A 25,030-nucleotide genomic window follows, 5' to 3' on the forward strand; every position below is an offset into this window, starting at 1 on the left:
CTACTCTTCTCCTATTGATAACAGATTACTTTCCTGTTTTTCCTTTTCGTATAAATCTTTAGCATCCGCCACCACATCATCAGTGTGCTGTTTTACATTGGAAATAGTATTATCTATTTCATCTTTTGCTTTATATATTTTTGAAAGTGCAAGAGAATATCCTTTTTTAGCTTCTTTACTAGCTAACAACTTAAATCCGACTGTTCCAAAAGCTACACCCCCTGCAAAAATACCGGGAGTTTTTAATGCTGATTTTGCAAGTTTTAATATTTTTATTGACATATATATGACCTCCTTATTTCGTTATATATTCACACCCTTATTATAACACCTTTTTATTCCCATGTAAATTTAAAGCGGGTATTAATAACACGATATTACAATAACTAACAAAAAGAAAATTTTATTTTGTACTTTTGAAAATTTTTCTTTTATTTCCCATAATTTAAAAAATAATATACTTGTATAATCACTATTAATACAACAAATAAAAACGTCAATACGGATAAAATCATAATATGTAACTTTCGCTTAAAATATAAATACCCAACAAATTCTCTGACAAAAGCATTTATACTAAAATATAATTTTGTCGATGCTCCATAACCGATACAACGTATCCCCTGTGCCTTTGCCAGTATCAACGCACGATAAACATGATAATAATTAGTAACAAGTGCAAAACGTCCCGCATCTCTCATTAATTTTTTAGAAAATTTAACATTTTCTTCAGTATTCCTTGATTTATCTTCCATGATAATATCATCCGCCGGCACTCCTTGCTCTAACGCATAATTTTTCATTGCAAAAGCCTCCGATACCACTTCATCACTACCACGACCACCGGACATAATAAGTTTACTGCCGGGATTTTTTCGATATATTTTTATTCCCTTTTGTATTCTTCCGGCAAGTAACGGCGTTACACGTTCTCCAATTAACCCTGCACCCAAGACCACAACATAATCCAGTTTCCTCGGAAGCAAATTAATAATATTAAGTGTACTCGTCACTAAATAAGATACCGCAATACAAATAAAATACAAAATAACCAATCCTACATAAATATATATACCATTCAACCAAATGTACTCATATGTATATTTTGCAATATTCGGCCAATATACTATATAAATTAACAACACTAACCCTACTCCAATCGCAAGCAGATTAGTTACCTTTAACCCCTCTCTTCTCACCAACATTATTGAACTATATCCGAACATAAATAACAATGCAAACGGGAATATTAAAACAATAAATAAAGCTATTACAAATAGTATTACCCCTACTCCATATACTATCTTATTCTCTGTGTTTTGTAATATTAAATTAAATAAAAAAACGGCAAAACTTAAACCTGACAATATAAAAAATATACCCAAAAATAAATTACGTCTATCTTTATACAATATTAAAAAAAATACAACTGCAAATAATACAAATAAGTAGAAACTTGCTTGTAACATTTTCTCCTCCTTATCTTAAAAAATATTTTATCTTACTCTTAACTCATTATAATAAACCGCAATAAGAAAGTCAATTTCGCTATCAAATAACACTATAATTGCTAGAAAATTTTATCAGAAATATTATATAATATTATTTATTTCATGCGATAAAAAGAGAGCAGCACAAAATTATAATTTTATAAAATCAAATTTTGTCATCTCTCTTAATAATTCTGTACAATATTTAAAAATTTCAATCTCTTAAGTTAATAGATTTATTTAATTATTCATTTGTAACTTTTTTGCCAAATAAAACGGATATACTACAGATACTACTGCAAAGATAATTACTAAACAAATAGATATTTCCGTTTTTAAAAAACCGCTTATAAAAATAACCAACCCACCAAACATCGTTAATTTAGCATAACTTCTAATTACTTTATCTTTATTTACTTTTTTCTCCAATCCGAAAAGATTTAATCTATAACTACCCCACCACTCTTGCTTCGGCATATAATTGCCAATTATCATAAATAATATACCTATAACAAAAATAACCAACTTAACAACTTCAAAATTATTATTAATAGCATAAATTATCAGCGAAATTTGAAATATTATACTTATAATCGGTATTATACTTTTTAATAAATATGCTCCTTTTTTAGCTGTTTTGCTTAAATCTATAGATAATGCCATAGCTATTTGAATTATAGAACAAAATATTGGTAGCATTATTACTCCTAATCCTTTGTTTATATATTTATCAGGAACACCATGATAATCAAAGTGTACCACTATTTTATCGGGTAAAATATTATAAAAATATAATCCAACCGCTATCGGCAATAAACATATAATTATACTGATAAACAAAAAATTTTTATCTACTTTATTCATCTTTTTTCCCTCCTAATTCATAAATCCATACAAGGACTTCTTCAAAAACCGTTGCGTTTAATTTGTAATAAATAAAATTTTTATGTTTTGTTTCTGAAATTAATCCGGCTTTTTTTAATTGTGATAAATGATATGATACCGTAGCCCCGCTCAATTCAAACACCTTAGCAATATCTCCTGCCGATCGTTCTTCTTCTTTCAACATTTCTAAAATATTTCTCCTTACAGGATCAGCTATCGCCTTTAGTGTATCACTTATTCCCATTTGCACTCACCTCTTTACCGCTGTTCGAACATATAATCTATTTCGATCTCTATCTAAATAGATTATACATCTTTTTCATAAAACTTGTCAATAACTATTTCGATTTTTTTCTAAATAGTTATTGTTATATGATTATAAAAATTCAATCTATTTATTTTTTATTTCTATAAAAATTTTTTATGTTTAATTTTAATTTTAAATAAAACAATTGTTTAGTTTGCATATACAATATTAACCATTAAAAATAATTTATCCAACGGTAACAATATTATAATTTTTAATTGAATTTTAAAATTTTCCTCTAATATTCTTTACCTTATTTTAAAAATATATTTTATTTTGAAAAAATTTTTAAAAAAATATTTTTGTTGACAAGATTATTTAAACAAGCTACAATGAAATTGTAACCGATTGTTTTGACGAAAATTATCTGTAAATGTTTCTATATTTTTAGTAACTAATATTCTTTGTTAAGAATTAAGTTTTTTACTACATCTACAATGCAAATTTGATAACATATTAGACAATACTTAAAATATTATTTAATACAAAATTGTATAAGTCAAAGACATATCTATGTCGCCTGCGAAAAATAACAACAGGAAAATTTTCCAATGTTGTTAATAAATAATTTTCGGTTGTTAAATTTTATAAAATTATTTAACAATAAACTTTTAATTTATTTCTAAAACTATTTTAGTTTTAGTTTACTACAAAATAACAAATTTACCCTAAAATTTTTATTTTGTGTTTATACAAAAACCAGCCTTCTCATCGGCTGGTTTTCATATTGACTATTACATTTTCAAATTATATGCTGTATTAATTAATATTTTATATTTTTCAGAAAAAACTTATACTTTCTAATCTCCTAATATTTCATTAATAGCTTCTTGTAATAATTTTATTTGTTTATCAAACTGCTCTTTTGTTGTATCGTTGTCGGCTAATAACTTTCTTGCCATAGCACGAGCACGTTTCCACTTAGATTGCAATTCCTTACTTGCTTCATTAAATTTAGTTTCTGTCTTCAATTTTTTATCAACTAATTTTTCCAACTTAGCTTTCGAATTCTCTATTGTTTCAATGACAGGTTTATTTTCTTTAACTTCATCTTCTACAGCTTTTTTTGCTTCTGCTACAAGTTGTCTTACCTCTTCTACTGTCTTAGCTTTATTAACTTTTGCAATATAAGGTAATGCTATTTGTGGTTTGTCAATAATTTTCAATTCCGCTTTTGCTTTTACCTTTTCGCTTCCCAATAACGCATTATTTATCGCCGTTTCTAAGTTTGTTACCACTCTAACTAATTCTTCTTTTGTAGAATTGGTATTATGTAAAATATTTTCTGCTTCTGTTTTTACCCTTATCCATTCGTTATTTGTAGGCTGATTGCCTTGGTTTGCTACATAATCTTTGTCTTCTCTTAAATCCCTTAAAACTAATTTTTGTAGCTTTTGTATTAATTGTTCTTTCGTTTCGTCAGAAGATATTGGATTTTCCGGTTGCGGTTTATTATTTTCATCTTCACTAGGTGTCGGTGTTTCGGTATCGACCTTACTATTTTCTTCTATGGCTTTAATAGCATTTCCCAGCTGTGTTAATTGTTTTTCCAATTCTTCTTTTGTACTGTCATTAGCTAGTAGTTGTTGTGCCTTGGCACGAGCTTTTTTCCAAGCTGACTGGATTTCTGGTTTTAATTTATCATATCCCGCTTCTTTTTTTAAATCTCTGTTTGCAAGAATTGCTAATTTTTCTTTAATTTCTTCCAATGTATCATCTTTTGATTGTGGTTTTTCCGGTGTGTTCGGCGTTATAACCTCATTATTTGTATACACTAATACTATTTCTTTATCTTCATCACCAAATACACCTGTCAATGATTTATTATCTTTTACCACAATATTTTTATACCCTGATATTTCAGGTTTTTCTATATTATATTTAAACCAACTGTACCCATTTAATACTTTAGATTTTTTCAATTCCTTACCGTCTTCAGTTTGATATTTTACGGTTATAGAACGTTTCTCACCTGATTTTGTCGCCCCGGTTTTTTCAACAACCGCTGTTACTTTATGATTTTCATCAAAATTTACTCCGTCCGGTGCAAAAGTATAAGTAAAGGTCATATCTTTATCCAAACTATTAGGTAAAACAATCTCAGCTTCTTGATATGTACCGTCGCCTGAAATACCATTACCTAATTTACCTATTAACATCATAGGATAATCTGATGCAGAAACGTCACTCCCTTTTGTATGAATCGGCCATTCAACACCATTTTGATCAATTATTTTAACTTTTGTTATACTTGCCTTCAAATTAGTACCATAAAGATGAGCAACCGTTTTTTTTACTAACATTTCCTTTATCAGTTGTCGTAGTTGTCAAATCTGTGCTGTGATGCGCCTGATACGAGCTAATTGTTACAAAACTTAAAACAGCATCTTGTTTAGTTTTTCCTACCGGAAGCACCGTAATTACTCGTCCATTCTCTCCACGACCTTCTTCATATGTAGTCGTTACTTTTTGTCCATTTTTATCTGCAAAAATCAAATTATATGATTTTGCGTTATTTTCATTATTAGAGGGAACATTTATAGTAGCGATAATATTATCACCAACTTTTTTATAGACAATTCCATCGGTTAAGTTGTTGTTTTTAGTTGCTGTAAAAGGATCAAGAACTTTTATCCTAACATTGTCTACAGTCAAATTTTTACCTTTAATCACAACATCTAATGAACCGCCATTTGATTCTAATACCTTATTACTAATTTCATAACCTGTTATCACCGCTTTTTCTGTCGGCTGTTCCGGAGTTGGTTTTACTGGTTGTTCTGGTTCTATAGGTTTATTATCGTTATTCCCCGGTTTTTTCGGATCTTTTTCATCAGGTTTTGCCGGTTTTTCTTCTGTACCGCCCTTAACATCGGAAACAATTTTTTTTACTTTTTCTATTGTAGTCGCTTTTGTTATCTGTGGAATTAATTCAAATTTCCCTAATGAGATTAGAGTTTTTCGTGCTTTTACCTTTTCACTTCCTAATATAGCATTATACGTCGCTTCTTCCAATGAAGTTATCGCCTGTTCTATTTGTTCCTTAGTTGCTTTGTTATCAGCTAATACTTGCTCCGCCTTTGTTCTAACTTCAATCCATTTATTATTATTTGGTTGATTTCCTTCATTAGGGACATAACCTTCTTCTGATCTTATATCTCTTTTTATCAATATTTCCAGTTTATTTCTCAATTCACTTTCATTAACTACCGGATTTTCTGTTTTTTTATTTACTTTTATTTTAATATTAGTTAAACTCCAAGCATACTCCTCAAATCCCAATTTCAAATTAACAGGCACAGTTTTACCATTATTTTGTTTCAAAAATTCATCTGTAAATGTCAACTCAAAATTAGAAGTTGCAACATTATAAGTTGCACTCACACCTTCTACATTTGTTTTTATATCGGAGAAGAAATTAATAGCTTCCTCACTTTCTAATTGTTTAGCTAATTTTCTTCCTATTTCATTTATACCTACAAAAGGACTTGACATAGAAACATTTTTTGAGTTTACTTCTACTTCTTTACCATAGTTAATTTTCTGACCATCGAATTTTATACTTCCACCTTCTTCGTTAATCATCTTAACAATACGTGGAACTATGTAATCAACTACTTTTGAATAATCTTTAATATGATTACCGCCTAAAATTAATTCTTTAATGTTAGTCAATCCTGTTAAAACTGAAATATCTGAAATATCATTACTTCCCAGCGATAAAACTTCCAATTTAGTCATATTAGCCACTGCAGAAATATCTTTAATACCACCGCTAACGATAGGGTGACTTTCATCGCCTGTTTGATCATTATTATTATGAAGATCTAAATGTTTTAGGTTAACTAAATTTTTCAACGAACTTATATCCGTTAATTTATTTGAATATAAATCTAAAAATTCTAAATTTGTTAAATCAGACAACGGCGCTAAATTAGTAATTCTGTTTCTAAATAAACTTAGATGTTTTAATTTTTTCAAATTAGCTAAAGGTGTTAGATCCGTTATCTCATTTTCATCTAAATTTAATTCTTCTAAATTAATCGCTTTTTCCAAACCGGAAAGATCTTTTATTCCACAAGTAAATACAAATTTAAAATCTTGTGTTCCTTTTAGTGATTTTCTTTCTAATATCGCCTTATTATTTTTATCACGAAGTTTTATAATTTTTAATTTTTCTATTTCTGATTTAGTTATTTTTTGATTATCATCACGAGCCGCATCTATATTTTTATTAATTAATTTTTTCAATAACGGATCATTTATTATAACTTCCTGATCCTGATCGCCCGGATTTACCGGCTTACTTGGATCTTCCGGTGTTATCGGATTATCAGGTTTATCCTGTTCAGAGGGTTTATTCGGCTCTATCGGTTGTTTTGGGTCTTCTTTTCTACCATCTTCTGTATTTATTTCTTCTTCTGCATAGTAAGTTACTTCTACTTTTATCTCACTTCCCGCTATATTTGCCTTGCTTTCTATATTTTTCTTAACCGGAGCTGTATTTGGCAGCACTCTCTTATTAGCTAAATTTTTTAGTTGTCTTTTGAAATTTTCAAGCTGCTCTTTTGAAATTACTTTTTCTTCTTTTTGCCCTGCTTTCAGACTGTTAACACGATAACTTATTACTTTTTTACCGTCTATCGTTATTTTTACATCAACATTATTTACATCTCTTACCGCTATAATGTCTACTACTGCTCCGCCATTTTGTTCTTTAATGCTGATTTGTAAATCTTTATTTGCTTTTACTTCAATTTTTTCTTTTGCTTGAACATCTATTCTTCCTAATTGTGAAATACCGCTTAATACCACTACTCCACTTAGAACTCCACTTGTTATCTTTAAAATTGTTTTATTTTTCATACATTTTCTCCATGCTGCTTATTTTCATAAAAAAATTTTTATAGTATTGTAATATTTTTTTGTCAATTCAATATATTTTTTTTATTTTATCCATATAATTTACTCCTTTTGTTATATTACATACTAATGATACACTAAAGGAAAATAGTTTTCAATAGAGTTTGAGAATACTTATCTGTTAATAAATCATAGAATGTAAAAATAATATTTTTATTTTTTTCTAACTCATATTGATATATTAAAAATATAATAAAAATAAAATTATAAAATCATTATATTTAAAAAAATAAAAAATTATAATTTTAAAAAATCTATTTTATATAAAACATTGTAAGATAAAACTAAAAAAGATGATTTACAAAACGTAAATCATCTCATTAAAGTTAGAAGAATGGTTGAATGTCTGCTATTTAACTAGTTTTACAAAATGTTTTAATGTTCTAATAAGTTGTGCCGTATAAGACATTTCATTATCATACCAAGATACTACTTTTACCATTTGATTATCACCTGTTCCAATAACTCTTGTTTGAGTAGCATCAAACAATGAACCGTAGTTCATCCCTATAATGTCTGAAGAAACTATCGGATCTTCTGTATAACCGTATGATTCATTAGCCGCTTTTTTCATTGCAGCATTTACTTCTTCTACAGTCACTTTTTTCTCAAGATTAACAAATAACTCAGTTAAAGACCCTGTTGGTACAGGTACACGTTGTGCCGCACCATCTAACTTACCGTTTAATTCCGGTATTACTAAACCGATTGCTTTGGCAGCACCGGTTGTGTTAGGCACGATATTTTCCGCAGCAGCACGCCCACGTCTAAAATCACCTTTTTTATGTGAACCGTCTAATGTATTTTGATCCCCGGTATATCCATGAATAGTAGTCATCAATCCTTGAACAATTCCGAAGTTATCATGCATTGCTTTAGCCATAGGCGCTAAACAGTTAGTTGTACATGAAGCACCTGAAATAACAGTTTCACTTCCATCTAATATCTCATGGTTTACATTATAAACTATTGTTTTTACATCACTCCCACCCGGAGCTGATAACAATACTTTTTTAGCACCTGCTTTAATGTGTGCTTGAGCTTTTTCTTTACTATTAAATCTACCGCTACATTCTAATACTATATCTACTCCTAGTTCTTTCCACGGTAAATTTTCCGGTTCAGGTTCTCCAAATACTTTAATTTCTTTCCCATTTACTATAAAAGCACCGTCACCTTCTTCAACGGTTCCCGGAAATGGTCCTTGCGTTGTATCATATTTCAACAAATACACTATTTGATCTATCGGTCTTACTCTTGATCTGTTAACAGCAACAACCTCTATATCATCTGCGTGTTGCGCCTGTATTTGTCTTAAAACAAGTCTCCCTATACGCCCAAATCCATTTAGTGCTACTTTTATTGTCATGTGTTTTTTCCCCCAAAAAATCTTATTTTTTAATTTTTATTAACGTAAGCGTTTCAAACACCTAGAATTAATATATCATAACTTTATATCTTTTTCAAGTAGTGTGTTATATTTTTATAATATTATACATTAACTTTATATTTATACAAATATATATATTATTTTATTTCTCCGTATTTACTAAAATTAGATAATTTATTGAATTACAAATTCATAACTTATCCTAAAAAAACACATAGATAATAAAGAAGTATATAACTCTACAATTACTTATATTTTATTTATATAATTTTTCATAACCTTATAGATAATTCCGTTAACATCGGCGGCTCTACCTTTTCTTGATTTTTAGGATAATCTTTGTAAATTAGCATTGGATATTGATTTATATAGTTTCTCAACTCTTTATGAATATACGATATTTTCGATATAACATCTTTTTCCTTTTCAAATTCTAAATAACGTTTTAGATAAAATCCATTCAATTCATTTCCATAAATATTCTCAACCGCTTCAATATTCAAAAATTGTGCATTATTATCATAATCGGATTTTGGAAAGGTACTTGCTACATATACACTCGTATCATAATACCTTGTATCAGAAATAACTTTTTTAAATCCAAAATTCTTTTTTTGAATGGATAAGTAAAAAGGAATATCCGGATAGGCAGCCAACCTAACTTCTATTTCTCCGTCATGCGATACTAAATTAGATTTTTTGTAAGTATAGTTCCCATTTCCATATGTTGTATCTAAATATAACGAAATATTCTTCTCATCCAAATCTTCCCATTTAGCTAATTTGTTCTTACTTGTTTTTGGAAAAATAACAGAAGATTCATAAAACAATACATTAACTACTGCATCATCCACGATTTGCGAATAGTTTTCCCGCATATCTTTACAAAATTTTTCAATTTTACTACTAAGGGTTATTATATCCTTATCATCTTTTACATCCCATTTTATTTTTACCATTCCGGTCGAATATGTTATGTTCTTCATTTCATCTACGGTAAAGTATTTTGGTGCTACAAGATTACATACTTTTTCGATTCTATTGTCTACAAACTTATACTCGGGTACCGGAATGGAGGGATTAAAACCTACTTTTTCTTTTACAGTATATTTAACATCCGGATATTTAGTCAAAGAGACTGCCCAACTTTTCGAATCAATTTGTTCCACCTTAACTTCCCCCGTATTGTAACGTTCTTCAAGTCGTTTTTGTATCCCTTCTGTTGTAAGATGTTTGCTACCGCTCAAACTACACCCTGAACTGAGGATTATTATAAGGAAAGTTATTATTATCATGTAACAAGGTTTTTTCATTTATTTTACCTCCCATTTTCGATAGCTACTTTCCAAAATGTTTTTTTATTAATTTTTGAATTTTAAATAAACTATTAGTGTCCTGTTAAGCTTATCTGCAAAATACATATATACCCTTGTTTTCAATTTTAAATTTTTACAAATTTTTAGAGCATCCTTGAAGAAACCGTCAACACTGATAAGTTCTGTCTGTGTTTTATCTGCAAATTCAATCGGATTATCTATACTAAAATACATTTGTGCAGCACTGTTACCGGTTTTCTTCACATATTTATTTGCAAGTTTTAAACCCGTTGAATTTGTAACATCAAAAATCAACTCTCCTTTAGAAATATTATCTTGCATCCGTTTAATCATAGATAATATTTTATCTTCTTTAAAATATTGATATACTCCTGAAACAACAATCAAAGTTGGCAATGAAACATCAATTTCTTTTGCCCAATCAAGAGTAAACATGTCTCCTGAAATCAACGTTTCATTTTCCGCTTTTCCAAGCACTTGCTTTCTTATCTCTATCACATTCGGTAAATCGACTTGATAAAAATATGCTTTTGTATTTCCTATACGATTAAAGGCTGTTTCCAACCCCGCTCCCAAAAATACCACATTACATAAATCATTTTTCTCAAGAAATCTTGTTATCTTTTGATCTATTATATATTGCCTACAAACGCTTGCCATATAAAAATATTCTGTTGTATTTTCTTTTATGCTGTTTGCGGGAATATACTTTTCCAAAGATAAGGCTTTTTTGTCATAAAAAAATTCAGGAAATTTCTTAGACGCATATATTCTTGCCACTAATGGAATATATAAGGTATCTTCCACTCCTTTTAATATATTTTGTTCGTTCATTTTTTATCCTCACAAAAATACTTTATTAACTCTCTTTTCTCTATAAATTATTCTTACCATTATTATATCATAAACGTTGATTATGTTGAATTTCTACTCGTCTTACACTTCAGCTTTAAGGTTCAAATTATATCATTTTTATAATTAAGAAAATAACTTTTATTGTGTTAGTTGCTCGTTTAAAGTGTCTTTGCAGTAAGAAATATATAACAAACACTTTAATTTTATAAAACTGTAATCTTCGGTTCCTGTCATGCTACTCCAACGAATTTTCACGGATTTACCCCAAAAACCAAAAATTCTAATAGAATTTACTTACTAATAGTTAGAAGTAACCATTTATTGATTTCAAAAGTTATTTCAAGAAAATTTCAAAAGTCTGATAAACCGAATGAAAACTGCCTGTCAAAATTGATTTTATCGAGATAACAATTTTTAAAAACTCCGGAATTAATCCAAGTTAATTACTACTATTTTTAATTTTTCAAACTTAGTACAGAATATTTTCGAATACAGATACAGACATATCTGATATTTTTATCTGAAAAAATTTACCAAGTTTAATAAATTTACAAAAACTTTTTACGAAGGTATAATATATTTTATAAAAATAATTACAAACCAACAATTACGAGGTAAATTAAATGAAAAAGAAAAATTTTAAATTTTTGTTAGCAACATCATTAACGGCTACTTTACTTCTTTCATATGGAAAAATAAATTTTTATGATAATAATACAGTAACCGCTAAAAATGTTAATACAACTCAAAAAAATAATAATTCTTCTAAAATTCCTATGACCTTGGAAGAATACAAACAAAAAAGCGCCTTAGAATTAGCGGCTCTTATACGCAATAAGAAAGTCACAAGTGAGGAACTCGTTACTCTTGCCTACAGAGCAATAGAAGCTGAAAATCCAAGACTAAATCTTGTTCTTATGAATGAAAATGGAAATATTCCTAAAGCAATTTGGGATAAAGCATATGAAGACGCAAGAGAAATAGACAGACGAATTAACGCAGGTAACGCCGCAAGTAATCCTATTAACTGGCAAGAACAACCCTTTGCAGGAGTTCCCACACTTATAAAAGGGTTAGATGCCCTAAAAGATGGCGATCACTCTAACGGCGTTTTGTCGGAAAAAGGGAAAATCTCCTCATCAGACGGCCAAGTCGCTAAAGAATTTCGTAAATTAGGATTTATTATTCTCGGTCAAACCAATTACCCGGAACTCGGTTGGAGAAATATAACCGATTCCAAATTATTCGGGCCTGCCGGAAACCCGTGGGATCCCGAACGTAATACAGGCGGCTCTTCCGGAGGTTCTGCAGGAGCCGTTGCAGCAGGTTTTGTTCCAATAGCAAGCGGAAGTGATGCCGGCGGTTCTATTCGTATACCGGCGTCTTGGACAGGTCTTATCGGTTTAAAGCCAACCGGTTCTGTTGTTAAATTCCCACTGGTAAAATCTGTTGAAGATGCCAAGGTTTATTTTGATAAAACTACTATTAATAAACCAAAAGAATTAACTCCCGTTCCTAAAGATTTAAAAAAATTGAAAATAGCATACACATTAAAAACTCCGTTAAAAGATGTTGAACTTAGTGAAGACGGTAAAAAAGCCGTTCTAAAAGCCGTTGAATTTTTAAAAGCACAAGGTTTTTCAGTTGAAGAAGTTACTGAATTTCCTATTGATGGTTATGAAGGAATTAAAACTTATACCGTAAATTCTATCGGTTATGGTTCTAACTATGTAGAAAAAGCGAAGAAAAAAGGAGAAAACGGAAAATATGATTTAGATCCGGCAACTTACACATTCGGATCGTCTTCTACAAAAGGAAACAGAGCAAATACTGATATTTCAGGTGTAAAACCCGCTTCTGAATACAAAAAATCTATAAATGAATTTTATAAAAAATACGACTTATTCTTAATGGCAACTAATGCCGTAACCGCTCCGTCTAACAATAAAACCATCGACCCCTATGTTAATCCGGATATTGAAAAACAACTATATAATATCAACAGCATACAAGATCCTAAAAAACGCTTTGAATTATTAGTTAAACAGTGGGAACCTATGATGAGACGTACTCCATTTACATGGTTATTTAATCTGACCGGAAACCCGGCAATTTCGCTGCCCGTTTATGTCAATAGTAACAACTTGCCACTTGGAGTAATGTTCGCAGCACAAGATAATTCCGAAAAAATATTATTAGAAATAGCACAACTATTCCAAGATAACAATCAATTTAAGTTGCATCCATCTATAACCAATAATGCCACCACTAAAAATGGAAACAAAGTAGCAACCAATGATTATGGAACAAAATTTGAATATAAAATTCCCGATGTTGCTCCTACAAATCCCAAACCTGAACTAAAAATCAAGGATAATCAAAATACCGACAAAAATAAAACAACCAAAACGTCTCAATCTGACAATAATCAAGATACTGACTACAATAATAAAAATACTACAAAAAAAATTCTTCCTAAAACGGGGCTAATTAATAGCTCATTATCATTAATTAAAATACTTACATTTATAATCATCGGTATTAGCCTTATATTAAAACGTAAAGTAAAATAAATTTTACAACTAAATTCTTTGAAAAATAGGAAAAGATCTTATAAGACCTTTTCCTATAATCTAATAAACTATACAGAGGACGACTTGCCAAAATCTATTTCTAACGAAATCACGATTTTTCAAGTCGCCCCTTTTATTTTGTATTAGCTAAGTTTCCCTTTTAGTTTCATATTTTTAACAATTTTTTCAATTGAATTTACATAAGCTGCTTTTCTCATCGGAATTTCAAAACGTTCTTTTACTGACCAAATATCATTAAATGCTTTTGTCATAACACGGTCTTGTTTTTCCACTACTTCTTCTTCACTCCAATAATAACCATATAGATTTTGTACCCATTCAAAATATGATACTGTTACTCCGCCGCTGTTTGCCAATATATCCGGAATAACAACTTTACCACGCTCCGTTAAAACTTTATCTCCTACCAGTGTAGCCGGCCCGTTCGCTCCTTCTGAAATAATCGGTGCATTTATTAAATTAGCTTCTTTTTCATCAATAGCATTTTCTAAAGCACATGGACAAAGCACATCAACATCTAATGCCCAAAATTCATCTAAACTTAAACGTTTAGTATTGGGTAATGTATGAAATCTTACTTTTGTATCCTTACAATGTTGAAGTTCCTCATAAGATAGTCCTTCAGCACGGTAAACTGCATACTGAACGCCGTTGTCGTCACGCTCAGTAACTGCAACAACAGTCCCACCGTAGTTGATTATAGTTTGAACGGTGTAGCTACCTACATTACCGAAACCTTGAACAGCAACTTTTGAACCTTTTACCGATTTTCCTAATTTTTCCAGTGCTAATTTCGCAGCCAAAGCAACACCATGCCCTGTCGCCTGTGTTCTACCTAATGAACCACCAAGCTCTAACGGTTTTCCTGTTAGTGTTCCAATCGCCTGTTCTCCTGTCAATGTATTAAACTCATCAATCATCCACGACATAATTTGACCGTTCGTATTCACATCCGGTGCGGGTATATCTTGTTTTTCCCCAAGATATTTATATAATCCTCGGATATATCCACGTGATAATTGTTCTAATTCACCTTGTGACAATTCTTTAGGATCTACTATAACGCCGCCTTTCCCACCGCCATAAGGTAGATTGGCAACTGCACACTTAAATGTCATCCAAATAGATAACGCTTTTACCTCATCTCCTGTTACTAATGGGTGAAAGCGTAACCCCCCTTTAGTCGGTCCTATCGCATCATTATGCTGAGAACGAAAACCTTTGAAGTATTTTATCTCTCCACTATCCATTTTTACCGGAATAGTTATTTCGATAAAGCGTTGCGGATCTTTTAACGCTTCGTATACCTCATCTTTGTACCCAAGTATATCACAGGCACTTTTAATTTGTTCTCTGGCATTAATTAATGGATTGTTATTCATAACTGATTCTCCTTAAACTTTTTAATTTTAAGAGTAATGATTTTACCCTACCTTATTATAACAAATTAATATCAGGATTGTAAACGGTATGTTTCTCTTATTAAAGCCAATTTTTTCAACTTTAGCCTATACCTTATTAATAATATTATAAGAGGTAAATTTTTATTTAATTAATACAATTTTTCGCCTTTTTTTGCTATTTTACTTAACATTATACCAACTATCTCCAACACCTGCCTCCGCTTTTAGTTTTACAGATAGTTTAGCGGCGCTCTCCATTATTTTCACTATTTCTTTTGTAAATTCCTCTACCACTTTTTTATTTACATCCAAAATTAATTCATCATGAACTTGAAGCAACAATTTAGCATCAATATTGTTTTTTTCTATATAATCGTTAACATTTATCATTGCGATTTTTATTATATCAGCTGCAGTGCCTTGAATTGGTGTATTCATTGCGATACGTGAATTTAGATTTACTATCATTTTATTTTTCGAATTAATTTCCGGAAGGTTTCTTCTTCTATGGTACAGCGTTTCAACATACCCCTTTTCTTTCGCAAAGTTTACAATATCTTCCATATACTGTTTTACCCCCGGAAATGTTTCTAAATACTTTTTAATAAATTCCTTTGCACGTTTTCTTGTTATTCCCAGATTATTTGATAATCCAAAATCGGAAATACCATATATTATCCCAAAATTTACCGCCTTAGCTTCACGACGCATAGCAGGGGTTACTTCTTCAAGTGTAACTCCATTCACATCACTTGCCGTTTTTGCATGAATATCAATATCATGTTCGAAAGCATCAATCATTCTGTCATCATTCGCAATATGAGCTAATACCCTTAATTCAATTTGGGAATAGTCAATTGACAAAATAACTCTATCTTCAGAGCCTGAAATAAATGCTTTTCTAATTTTCTTTCCTTCCTCTATTCTTGTCGGTATATTTTGAAGATTTGGATTAACCGATGATAGTCTTCCTGTTTGAGTTAATGTTTGTTCATAACGTGTATGAATTTTCCCTTCACGAGTAATATCTTTAACTAATCCTTTAGCATAAGTCGAATTAAGTTTTGCCAATATTCTGTACTCCATTATAAGCGGGATAATTTCATGAGCGTTTTGGAGTTGTTCCAATACTTCTACAGAAGTGGAATATCCTGTTTTTATTTTTTTTATAGGAGGTAAATTTAATTTTTCAAATAAAATTACCGCCAGTTGTTTTGGAGATGCGATATTAAATTCTTCACCTGCTAAAGCATGAATACCGGCCTCAAGCGTTGAAATTCGTTTATCAAGTTCTACGCTCATTATTTCTAACTCTTTTTTACTAACATGGATACCTTCAAATTCCATTTTTGCTAACACTTTTGCGGTTTTTATTTCTATGTTCTCAAAAAGATTCATCATATCTTCTTCAATTAATTTTTCCCTTAACGGCTCTTCTAATTTTGAAATATAACTTACTATCTGAGCTAAATAGGAATGAATCACACTATTAACCGGTAAGGTTCTTCTTGCTCCTTTGCCGTAGATTTCTTCATCACTTTTTAAAATTTCTCCAAGATAATTAAAAACTATTTTATCAATTTGAATTTTTGAAGTTACATCTGCTAAATATGCGGCAATCATAACATCAAAAACATCTCCGTTTATTGTAGTACCGTTTTTTAACGCTAAATACATCAATTTTTTGTAATCATATACTATCTTTTTATTTTCGGAAGTTAAATAGTCCAAAACCGTTTCGTTACTAAAAAAAGAATCTTCACTAAATAAATAAATTTTTTCTTGATTATAAACAGCTATTCCTACCACACTGGAATTATGATAATCTTCCGTATAACATTCCGCATGGATACTTGCTGAATTAAAATCTATTCTTGTTTTATCAGTAGCATGGATTATCTCCAATTCTTCCTCTGTTTCTAAGCCCTCTTTTTCCGCTTCTATACGTAATTTTTTTAAAAATGAGGTAAACTCCAATTTTTCAAATAATTTTATTTTCTTTTTTCTGTTTTCTTCAAAAATTAATTCTTCCAGTTTATTTTCTAACGGTACTTCTGTATGGATAGTAGCCAATTTTTTACTTATCAAGGCATCTTCTTTCCCCTCTGTTAGACGCTCTTTTAACTTTTTACCGCTTATATTATCAATATTATCTAAAATATTTTCAACACTTCCATACTCGGTAAGCAGTTTAATCGCAGTTTTCTCACCGACTCCGGCTATTCCCGGAATATTATCAGATTTATCTCCCATTAAACCTTTCATATCAATTATTTGTTCCGGAGTTAAATTGTATTTTTCCTTAATAAATTCCGGAGTATAATAATCAATTTCCGTTACTCCTCGTTTTGTATAATAAATTGTGATATTCTCACTTGCAAGCTGAGTTAAATCTTTATCGCCTGAAACAATAATAACTTCTAAGCCGGCTTTTTCTGCCAAACGTGCATAACTTCCGATAATATCGTCTGCTTCATAATCAAAATGCTCTTCATATTTTATTCCATAAGATTCTATAAGCTCTCTTACATAACCGAACTGTTCCACCAACTCGTCAGGCGTTTTATCACGTGTACCTTTATAATTTTCGTAACTTTTATGTCGAAAAGTTTGCTTTCCTTTATCAAAGGCAACAAGTGCATATTTCGGCTTAACATCGGTTAAAACTCTTTCCAACATTAAGGTAAAACCATAAACACTGTTCGTGTATAACCCTTTTTTATTTTTTAGTGCCGGCATAGCATAAAAAGCACGATAGCTCAAACTATTACCATCCAATAAAATTATTTTATCCATGTCTATCTCCTTATTATACCGTTAATAAACTAAAGAAAACTCACAAGTAAAAATTTTTTAAAATCACAAATTTTCTACCTCTGAGTTCCTCCTCTTTTAATTAATATTCATCATGATGATTATGTGAACAACCATGATGGTGATGATGTTCAAAATGTTCTATAATTTCATGAACTCTTTTACTTCCTGTTAGCTCATAAACATTTTTTAGTGTTTCCAAATAAGTCGGTTCGTCATGCAATAATTCAACATAAGTCACCGCTTCTTCTTCAACAAAATCAATATAATCTTCCTCTTCCGATAGAGCATTTAAGGCAGCACCTAACAAAATCGGATCGTCTTTAACAATGGCGTGTTCATTATATAAACTATAAATTTTATCATATTCAAATAAAGTTTTTAAAGCATAAATCGCTATATATAGAGTTTCTTCCGAAATTCCCATATTTGTTAAAACTTCTTTCATCAACTGACGGATTTTATCATATTCCTTATCGTCGTTATAAAGAGAAATCAAGTGCAAATAGGCACTGTGTGCAACACCTTGAAGTTCGATGTATTTTTCAAGATATTTTTTCGCTTCTTCACCTTTTGACATATGACCTAAATGTAAATAAGAATCAACAAACTCCGAATCTAAATCTATTGTTTTTAAAAGGTACATTTTTGAATTTTCAATATCTTTAAGCTGATTGTACGAATATGCAACAGCGAATAATAAATTGGCATCTTCATACTCCCTACCGTGTCTTGTATAAAAATCAACGGCATCTTCAAATAAACCCATTACAAATAAATTATCAAATGCCAAATGAAAACTTTCAGCAGACGGTTCTTCATGGAAAATTCTTTCACTCATAATTTTCGCCTTATTTTCCCTACCGGTTTCTAAATAAATGGACACCAACTCCGAATCTATACTTCTTACAGCTTCAGGGTGTTTGGTTTTACTGCGTGCCTGTTGAAACTTATCTTCTGCAATTTCCAACAAACCGTCATTTTTATAAATCATACCCTCTAAATACAAAACCGGTGCTGTTTTTTCAGCATTATATAAAATAAAAAGGGCATCATCCTTTTTATTAAGATACATTAAATTATGAACATATCCTTCAATCGCATCGTCTTCTTCCTTATTTTGTTCATAAATAATTCTTGACAACTCAAGTGCATCCTCAAACAATCCATTATTAAATAAAATTGAACGGAAATTTTCCTGTTGTTCTCTATCTAATTGTTCCAAGTCAATACCCTTAAATTCTTCTAAAAATTTTTGTATATCCATTATTTATCTCTCCTTGCTAATTTATTCATTACATATTCTAATTCCAGACGTATTTTTTTATCCATATCTCTAATGATAAAACGTGCCTTTTCTAAATAACTTACACTCACCGAAAGTGTTTGTTCCAATATCTCTTCATTACTTTTTATAAAATCTATTATCTTCTGCTTATACTCTATGCTACTGTCTTTACAAAAATCTAAAAATAACTCGTTATTATATTCTCTAGCAATTATCGCCGGTAAAGTCATATTTCCATTTATTAAATCCTGTCCCGACTCTTTACCGAGGTTATTTCCACCGGAAAAATCCAAATAATCATCAACTATTTGATAACTCATTCCAAGGTAATAGCCATATCTGTAACTGCTAATTATATCCTTATCCTCCGCCCCCGAAATAATGCTGCCGGCTACACAAGAAAAAGCGATAAGAATCGCAGTTTTACGTTTTATTTTTTTCAAATAATCTAATCTTCTCGTATTAACATTATACAAATCATCTTCTTGGATTAATTCGCCGACACAAAGCTCTTTTAAAGTCATCGCAAGATAAGTATGCAATCTCTCATCTTTAAATTCGCTAATTGTATTAAGAACAACCGCAAAAAGGTAATCACCAACATACAAGGCGAAATAATTCCCGTATTTTTTATTTAGTGTCACATCCCCGCGACGAGTTTGTGCATTGTCAATAATATCATCATGAATAAGACTCGCAGTATGAATAATTTCAACGATACCAGCAAGACGGATAATATCTTTTTTATTCTCACTAAAATTTCCTAATTTTGCACAGATAAGCAACAAAAGCACCCTTATCCTTTTTCCGCCATTCAAAAAATATTTCTTAATAACTTTATTTAATTTATTATCGTTGCTTTTTGTTATTTCAAAAATATCTTCTAGCACTTCCGCTATCAATCCGTCATACTGTTTTAACATTTAATTCTCCGCCCATACTACTTTTTTGATAAAGGTTCTGTCATCATCATCTATTTTTTTACCATAAAACTCAAACCACACATAAATAATATTAATAATGAATTTATCTACACTCGAATTATTATTTAATAATTTTTGATACCCGACCTTCATAATATCTGTCAATTTTTTCAGTTTAACCAAATCTTTTTTTAATAAACTATAATACTCAAAACTATAATAATCACCAAAAAGCAATGACTTAGTTTTAATGTTATCGGTAGAAAATTCCTTTATATGCTGCTCTAAAGAACTCAAAGCAAAAAATATAGCTTTGTTATATTCTTCATTATTAAAATGATAACGCTCTTTTATTTTAAAAAGATTTAACTTTTCTATAAATTTTTTATTATAACTATATGTCTTCATTGTAAAACCTCAAGTTTTTTATCCCTATTATTATAACACAATATAGATATTAATAAAAATTTCAAAACTAAAAAACTTTCTAACACTTATGAACTATGGTTACTACCTTTTGAAAAATTGAATAAATTTTTCGGTTCTTTTTAGTTAGAAAGTTTTATATGTCTTTTATCAAGTTAAATCAATAGTTTAATTTTTTATAAATAACTTACCGTTTCGTTTTGATTAATATCATCTTCAGGTTCTTTTCTTACAAATAACATTATCGCTACTATAAAGTGTAATATATAAATTGGGAAGAAAAATCCAACTGATGTTATACCGACACCGATAGCTACCAACAAGAAGAAAATACCGGCAATAATACGTTTTTTTATAATAAATGTCGCTATCAATGCTAATATTAATAAAACAATGTAAATTACCGTATAAATTTTAAATGTTGCAACACCTAATTCTAATGCTTTATCCGTAGGAATAGACGCATTTTGTTGAGCTAAGCTGGCTTCAAACGCTCTTAAAAACTCCGGATTTTTTAATATATCTTTTGTACTACTAATAAATGATACATAACTTAAACCACCGGTAATAATTAATAATAACACATTAGCTATCCAAGCTAAAATTTTTTCAGTAGTCCTTTTAAATGGTTTCATAAATAACTCCTCCTTATGTTTTAATAAATATTATAGTAACTTTTATATAAACTACCACAATCTTAGTATATCATATTTTAAATTTTTGCGCTAATTTTCCACTAAAGTGTCAAATTTATTATCCAGATGAAAAATAATACAAGAATATAATTTTTTCATACCCTGTATTTGGAACAGTCCCAAAATTTAATATGATATATGAAACAACTCAAAAACCATTACCTTTTTAGATAGATAATGGTTTTTATACTATTTATAATTTTCTTCAAAATGTTCTATTGCTTTTGCAAAACTTTCTACTACATATGTAGCCTGTTGCTGCACTTCTTTCGGAGCACCGCTCATACAGTAAGAAATGTCGGCTATTTTAAACATATCCACATCATTTCCGGAATCACCCAAAGCAATAATTCTATTATATCCTGATTTTATTAATTTTATTCCACTCGCTTTAGAAATACCCCTAGCTGTTATTTCCATTCTTGTTGATCCCGATTTGTAAATTTCTACATTCGGAAATAATTTTCTCATAATTTCATAATGAGAATTTAATTCTTCTTTACACGGTCTTACATTTATCTTATAAATTGTTTTCCCAACCAATAGTTCAAAAGGATTATCCACACAAATAAGCTCCATGTTCCAAAGTCTATCCTTTTTCTCATGATTGAAGTTGCCAATTCTTTGTTTGCCGTCTAAAGCATCAAATATAAGTTTATTTTCTTTTAAATATTTAAAAATATCCTCTAAATCTTTTTCTTGAATATATTTTTCAAATATAATTTCATTTTGTCTTGTTACAACCGCTCCGTTAAACCCTATCATATGTGTGACTTCTATATTATCACCTTCGGCAATATATTTGATTTCTTCAACAGATCGCCCGGTCGCAACTGAGAAGTCCCCATATTTTTTTGCACTATGATACGCCCTTAAATCACCTTGTTCGACGAACACCGAATTTTTTACAAATGTTCCATCTAAGTCTGTAACAAACAAATTTTTCATAAACCTATTCCTCCATACCAAGCATATCTTGAATTTCCATTTTTAACACATTTGCGTGAGAACCATAAATAGATTGCATCTGCATATCACTTTCCGCAAATCCCATAGCTCCCAGTTTAGTTGTAATTCTCTCTTGATCTACTAAACTTTTATCTTTAACATTTATTCTTAATCGTGTAATACAAGCATCTACCGCTTCAATATTTTCTGCTCCACCATGTGCTTTTACCAATTCAACAGCTTGCTTGTGAATTCCTTCCGGTGTTTTTTGAACGGTTTCCATAACTTCATCATCACTTGCTGTATTATCCACTTCTTTTGGTGACTCTTCTTTACCGATTGTTGCAATTTCTACACCCAGTTTAGCACGTGCTTCTTTTTTATTTGATAATCTCACATCGTCAGTATCTTCACGTCCCGGTGTTTTAAGATCAAATTTAACAATCATAAATCTAAAGACAACGTAGTAGATAAAGAAATATACTATCCCAACAATCGGCACTAACCACCAAGCAGTTTTAGGCCCTTGAAGTACACCGTAAATTACCCAGTTAATAAAACCATGTCCTGTAGGTGTCGCAACCCCCGCTCCCAACATGTGCATTACAAATAGTGCTGACCCCGCTAAGAATGCGTGTACGATATAAAGGATAGGTGCTACAAATAAAAATGTAAACTCAATTGGTTCTGTAATACCGGTTAAGAATGATGTCCCTGCTGCTGCAAATAATAATGAACCTACCATTTTACGTTTTTTAGGATCGGCAGTTTTATACATTGCATAAGCTGCACCGGATAAACCGAACATAAAGTAAACGAATTTACCACCGTTAAAACGTGTAATACTTGGGTCAACATGTGTTACATTAGGATCAGCTAATGATGCTAAGTAAGCATTAATTGTCCCAACAACACGTTGTCCACCAATTTCCCATGCTCCTCCAAGTTCTGTAGTACGAACCGGCCAGTTTAAACCGTGATGAAGACCAAACGGAAGTAAAGCACGTTCTACCAATCCGTAAAGAAATGTCCCTATCGGTCCTGATTTCAAAATAAATATTGACAGAACACTAATTCCTCTTTGTACCGGCGGCCAAACAAAGAATAATCCGGCTGCCACTACCGACATAATTATAATAGTCGCAATCGGTACAAAACGTGGTCCGCTAAAAAATCCGATTACCGTTGGAAGTTGTACTTTAACCGCCCATTTATGAACGAAGTAAACAACAATACCGACGATAATACCACCGAATACGCTAAGATCCATTGTTTGAATACCAAGAACTTTTGTCTGCATGGCATTTGACAATGCCAATTTAGCCTCATTGCTTGATAATTTACTGGTATCAACTAGTTTATGACTTTGTACAAGTAGGAAGTTTAGTACATAATGTAAAACGATAAATCCTAATAATCCTGATAAAGCAGCTGAACCTTTTTCACGTTTAGCAAGCCCTACCGCTACTCCTACTGCAAAAATTATCGGTAAGTTATTAAATGCCGTATCCCCAAGCACAATTAAAAATTTCATAATAAATTGAATAATATCATTTTTTAATGCCGGAAACATTTTTAAAGTGTTTGAATTACTGAATGCAGTCCCAATACCTTTAATTATCCCTGCACCGGGAAGTACAGATACCGGTAATAAGAATGAACGTCCGAATTGCTCAAAAGCGGAAACGAACTTATTTTTTTTCTTTGCCATTACTTTCTTCTCCTTTTTAAAATTATATGTATATATTATAACAAATCTGAAAACGATTTTTCTCATCTTGCTTAAAAGTTACTTTCATTGTATTTTTTTACTATTTAGGTAATATTTTACTAATCATCTTTTAAACTTGATACAATCGCTTTCCTTTTCATTATTTTTATGTTATTATACTTTATAATAATCACAATGAAAAATTTAGTAAATTTTACTCAAAGGAGTGAATTATGTTTTTTAATAACTTAAAAGAAAATTACGATAAATTATCTATCTCCGAACAACAAGCAATAGACTATTTAATGAAACAAGATAATATTGAGTACGTCACGTTAAAAGAAATTGGACAAGCAGTCTTAGTTTCTTCATCAACCATTATCCGTGCTTGTAAAAAACTCGGCTATAACACATTTATTGATTTAAAATATGATTTGAGAACAAGCAAAGAATTATCCAAAAGCGAAAATTCATCCACTTCCAACTTCGTTCAATTAAAGGAACAACTAAGCGTTGAATTTGGACGTACCATGTCTATCTTAAATCAAAAAGATTTTGAGATATTTTCGGATATTATTATAAAATCCCGCAGAATTTTTTGTGTCGGTAGTGGTTCCAGTTATATGGTTATGAGCGATTTCAATAGAAAGCTCAAACTTATCAATCTCTGGTCTAACGATTATTTCGAACATTATTCTATAAAACGCATATCCGATATTTCAACAAACAAAGATGTTATTTTGGTATTTTCTTTAGGAGGAAATACCGAGATTATCAACGACAGCCTTCTAGAAGCAAAACAAAACGGAACAACCATTCTTTCAATAACCAGCTTGTCTAACAGCCCCCTCGCTAAAATAAGCGACCATGTTATAAAAGTCTATGACGCACCTAAAACCAGAAAAAAAATCCGCTCTCGCCTTATGTTAAATGTTGTCGGAATTATTCTTTTTGAAACAATCGTCAACACCATGAGCCCGGGTCAGTATATTATAGACTAATAATACGAGTATAAAATAAAGATTTTTACACTACAAATAA

At 30.6% G+C, this 25,030-nt stretch carries 19 protein-coding genes; 2 read left to right on the forward strand and 17 right to left on the reverse strand.

Annotation, left to right across the window (positions count from 1 at the left end; translation table 11 throughout):
• From BQ7358_RS04225 to BQ7358_RS04265, 9 genes are all read right to left on the reverse strand, one after another.
• Window positions 1-282, reverse strand: coding sequence for a DUF6110 family protein (locus BQ7358_RS04225; protein WP_072520246.1), 282 nt, complete (start codon window positions 280-282; stop codon window positions 1-3).
• Window positions 283-431: 149 nt separating this feature from the next.
• Entirely contained in the window at window positions 432-1,469 is a 1,038-nt protein-coding gene (locus BQ7358_RS04230; protein WP_062171694.1) for a YdcF family protein, read from the reverse strand.
• 261 nt (window positions 1,470-1,730) lie between these two features.
• Entirely contained in the window at window positions 1,731-2,354 is a 624-nt protein-coding gene (locus tag BQ7358_RS04235; protein WP_062171699.1) for a DUF1648 domain-containing protein, read from the reverse strand.
• Window positions 2,347-2,619 (reverse strand): autorepressor SdpR family transcription factor, encoded by a 273-nt coding sequence (locus BQ7358_RS04240; RefSeq protein ID WP_062171703.1) that lies wholly within the window; start codon window positions 2,617-2,619, stop codon window positions 2,347-2,349. The genes BQ7358_RS04235 and BQ7358_RS04240 overlap by 8 nt, the downstream gene beginning before the upstream one ends.
• Before the next feature lie 863 nt (window positions 2,620-3,482).
• Entirely contained in the window at window positions 3,483-4,985 is a 1,503-nt protein-coding gene (locus tag BQ7358_RS04245; protein WP_072520247.1) for a MucBP domain-containing protein, read from the reverse strand.
• Window positions 4,945-7,548, reverse strand: a complete 2,604-nt coding sequence (locus BQ7358_RS04250) for a leucine-rich repeat domain-containing protein (protein WP_072520248.1) — start codon at window positions 7,546-7,548, stop codon at window positions 4,945-4,947. Before BQ7358_RS04250 ends, BQ7358_RS04245 begins: the two co-directional genes overlap by 41 nt.
• A gap of 406 nt (window positions 7,549-7,954) precedes the next feature.
• Window positions 7,955-8,974 carry a type I glyceraldehyde-3-phosphate dehydrogenase gene (gene gap, locus BQ7358_RS04255; protein ID WP_062171714.1) on the reverse strand — a complete coding sequence of 340 codons (1,020 nt, stop codon included), beginning with the start codon at window positions 8,972-8,974 and terminating at the stop codon, window positions 7,955-7,957.
• 293 nt (window positions 8,975-9,267) lie between these two features.
• Entirely contained in the window at window positions 9,268-10,308 is a 1,041-nt protein-coding gene (locus BQ7358_RS04260; RefSeq protein ID WP_062171717.1) for a hypothetical protein, read from the reverse strand.
• Between the two features lie 48 nt (window positions 10,309-10,356).
• Window positions 10,357-11,166, reverse strand: coding sequence for a class I SAM-dependent methyltransferase (locus tag BQ7358_RS04265; RefSeq protein WP_062171720.1), 810 nt, complete (start codon window positions 11,164-11,166; stop codon window positions 10,357-10,359).
• Window positions 11,167-11,810: 644 nt separating this feature from the next.
• Here BQ7358_RS04265 and BQ7358_RS04270 point away from each other — a divergent pair.
• On the forward strand, window positions 11,811-13,760 hold the full coding sequence (locus BQ7358_RS04270; RefSeq protein ID WP_083577635.1) for an amidase family protein: 1,950 nt from the start codon (window positions 11,811-11,813) through the stop codon (window positions 13,758-13,760).
• Between the two features lie 143 nt (window positions 13,761-13,903).
• Here BQ7358_RS04270 and BQ7358_RS04275 read toward each other — a convergent pair whose 3' ends face one another.
• The 8 genes from BQ7358_RS04275 to BQ7358_RS04310 all read right to left on the reverse strand — a co-directional run bounded on the left by BQ7358_RS04275 (window position 13,904) and on the right by BQ7358_RS04310 (window position 23,989).
• A complete protein-coding gene (locus tag BQ7358_RS04275) occupies window positions 13,904-15,163 on the reverse strand; it encodes a Glu/Leu/Phe/Val family dehydrogenase (RefSeq protein ID WP_062171722.1) in 1,260 nt (419 codons plus the stop codon).
• A gap of 201 nt (window positions 15,164-15,364) precedes the next feature.
• Window positions 15,365-17,980, reverse strand: a complete 2,616-nt coding sequence (gene polA / locus BQ7358_RS04280) for a DNA polymerase I (RefSeq protein ID WP_062171725.1) — start codon at window positions 17,978-17,980, stop codon at window positions 15,365-15,367.
• A gap of 100 nt (window positions 17,981-18,080) precedes the next feature.
• Window positions 18,081-19,265: a tetratricopeptide repeat protein gene (locus BQ7358_RS04285; RefSeq protein WP_072520249.1), complete on the reverse strand. Its 1,185-nt coding sequence runs from the start codon at window positions 19,263-19,265 to the stop codon at window positions 18,081-18,083.
• Entirely contained in the window at window positions 19,265-20,209 is a 945-nt protein-coding gene (locus tag BQ7358_RS04290) for a polyprenyl synthetase family protein (RefSeq protein ID WP_062171732.1), read from the reverse strand. The genes BQ7358_RS04285 and BQ7358_RS04290 overlap by 1 nt, the downstream gene beginning before the upstream one ends.
• A complete protein-coding gene (locus tag BQ7358_RS04295) occupies window positions 20,210-20,617 on the reverse strand; it encodes a hypothetical protein (protein WP_062171736.1) in 408 nt (135 codons plus the stop codon).
• Between the two features lie 194 nt (window positions 20,618-20,811).
• On the reverse strand, window positions 20,812-21,270 hold the full coding sequence (locus BQ7358_RS04300) for a DUF4064 domain-containing protein (protein WP_062171741.1): 459 nt from the start codon (window positions 21,268-21,270) through the stop codon (window positions 20,812-20,814).
• Between the two features lie 249 nt (window positions 21,271-21,519).
• Entirely contained in the window at window positions 21,520-22,278 is a 759-nt protein-coding gene (locus tag BQ7358_RS04305) for a Cof-type HAD-IIB family hydrolase (protein ID WP_062171743.1), read from the reverse strand.
• A 4-nt stretch (window positions 22,279-22,282) separates the two neighbouring features.
• Window positions 22,283-23,989, reverse strand: coding sequence for a PTS transporter subunit EIIC (locus BQ7358_RS04310; RefSeq protein ID WP_062171747.1), 1,707 nt, complete (start codon window positions 23,987-23,989; stop codon window positions 22,283-22,285).
• Window positions 23,990-24,222: 233 nt separating this feature from the next.
• Here BQ7358_RS04310 and BQ7358_RS04315 point away from each other — a divergent pair, with 233 nt between their 5' ends.
• Entirely contained in the window at window positions 24,223-24,990 is a 768-nt protein-coding gene (locus tag BQ7358_RS04315; protein WP_062171751.1) for a MurR/RpiR family transcriptional regulator, read from the forward strand.
• The last annotated feature ends 40 nt before the right edge of the window (window positions 24,991-25,030 follow it).

Origin of the sequence: Gemella massiliensis (assembly GCF_900120125.1) — a bacterium.
Taxonomy (GTDB): Bacteria; Bacillota; Bacilli; order Staphylococcales; family Gemellaceae; genus Gemella; species Gemella massiliensis.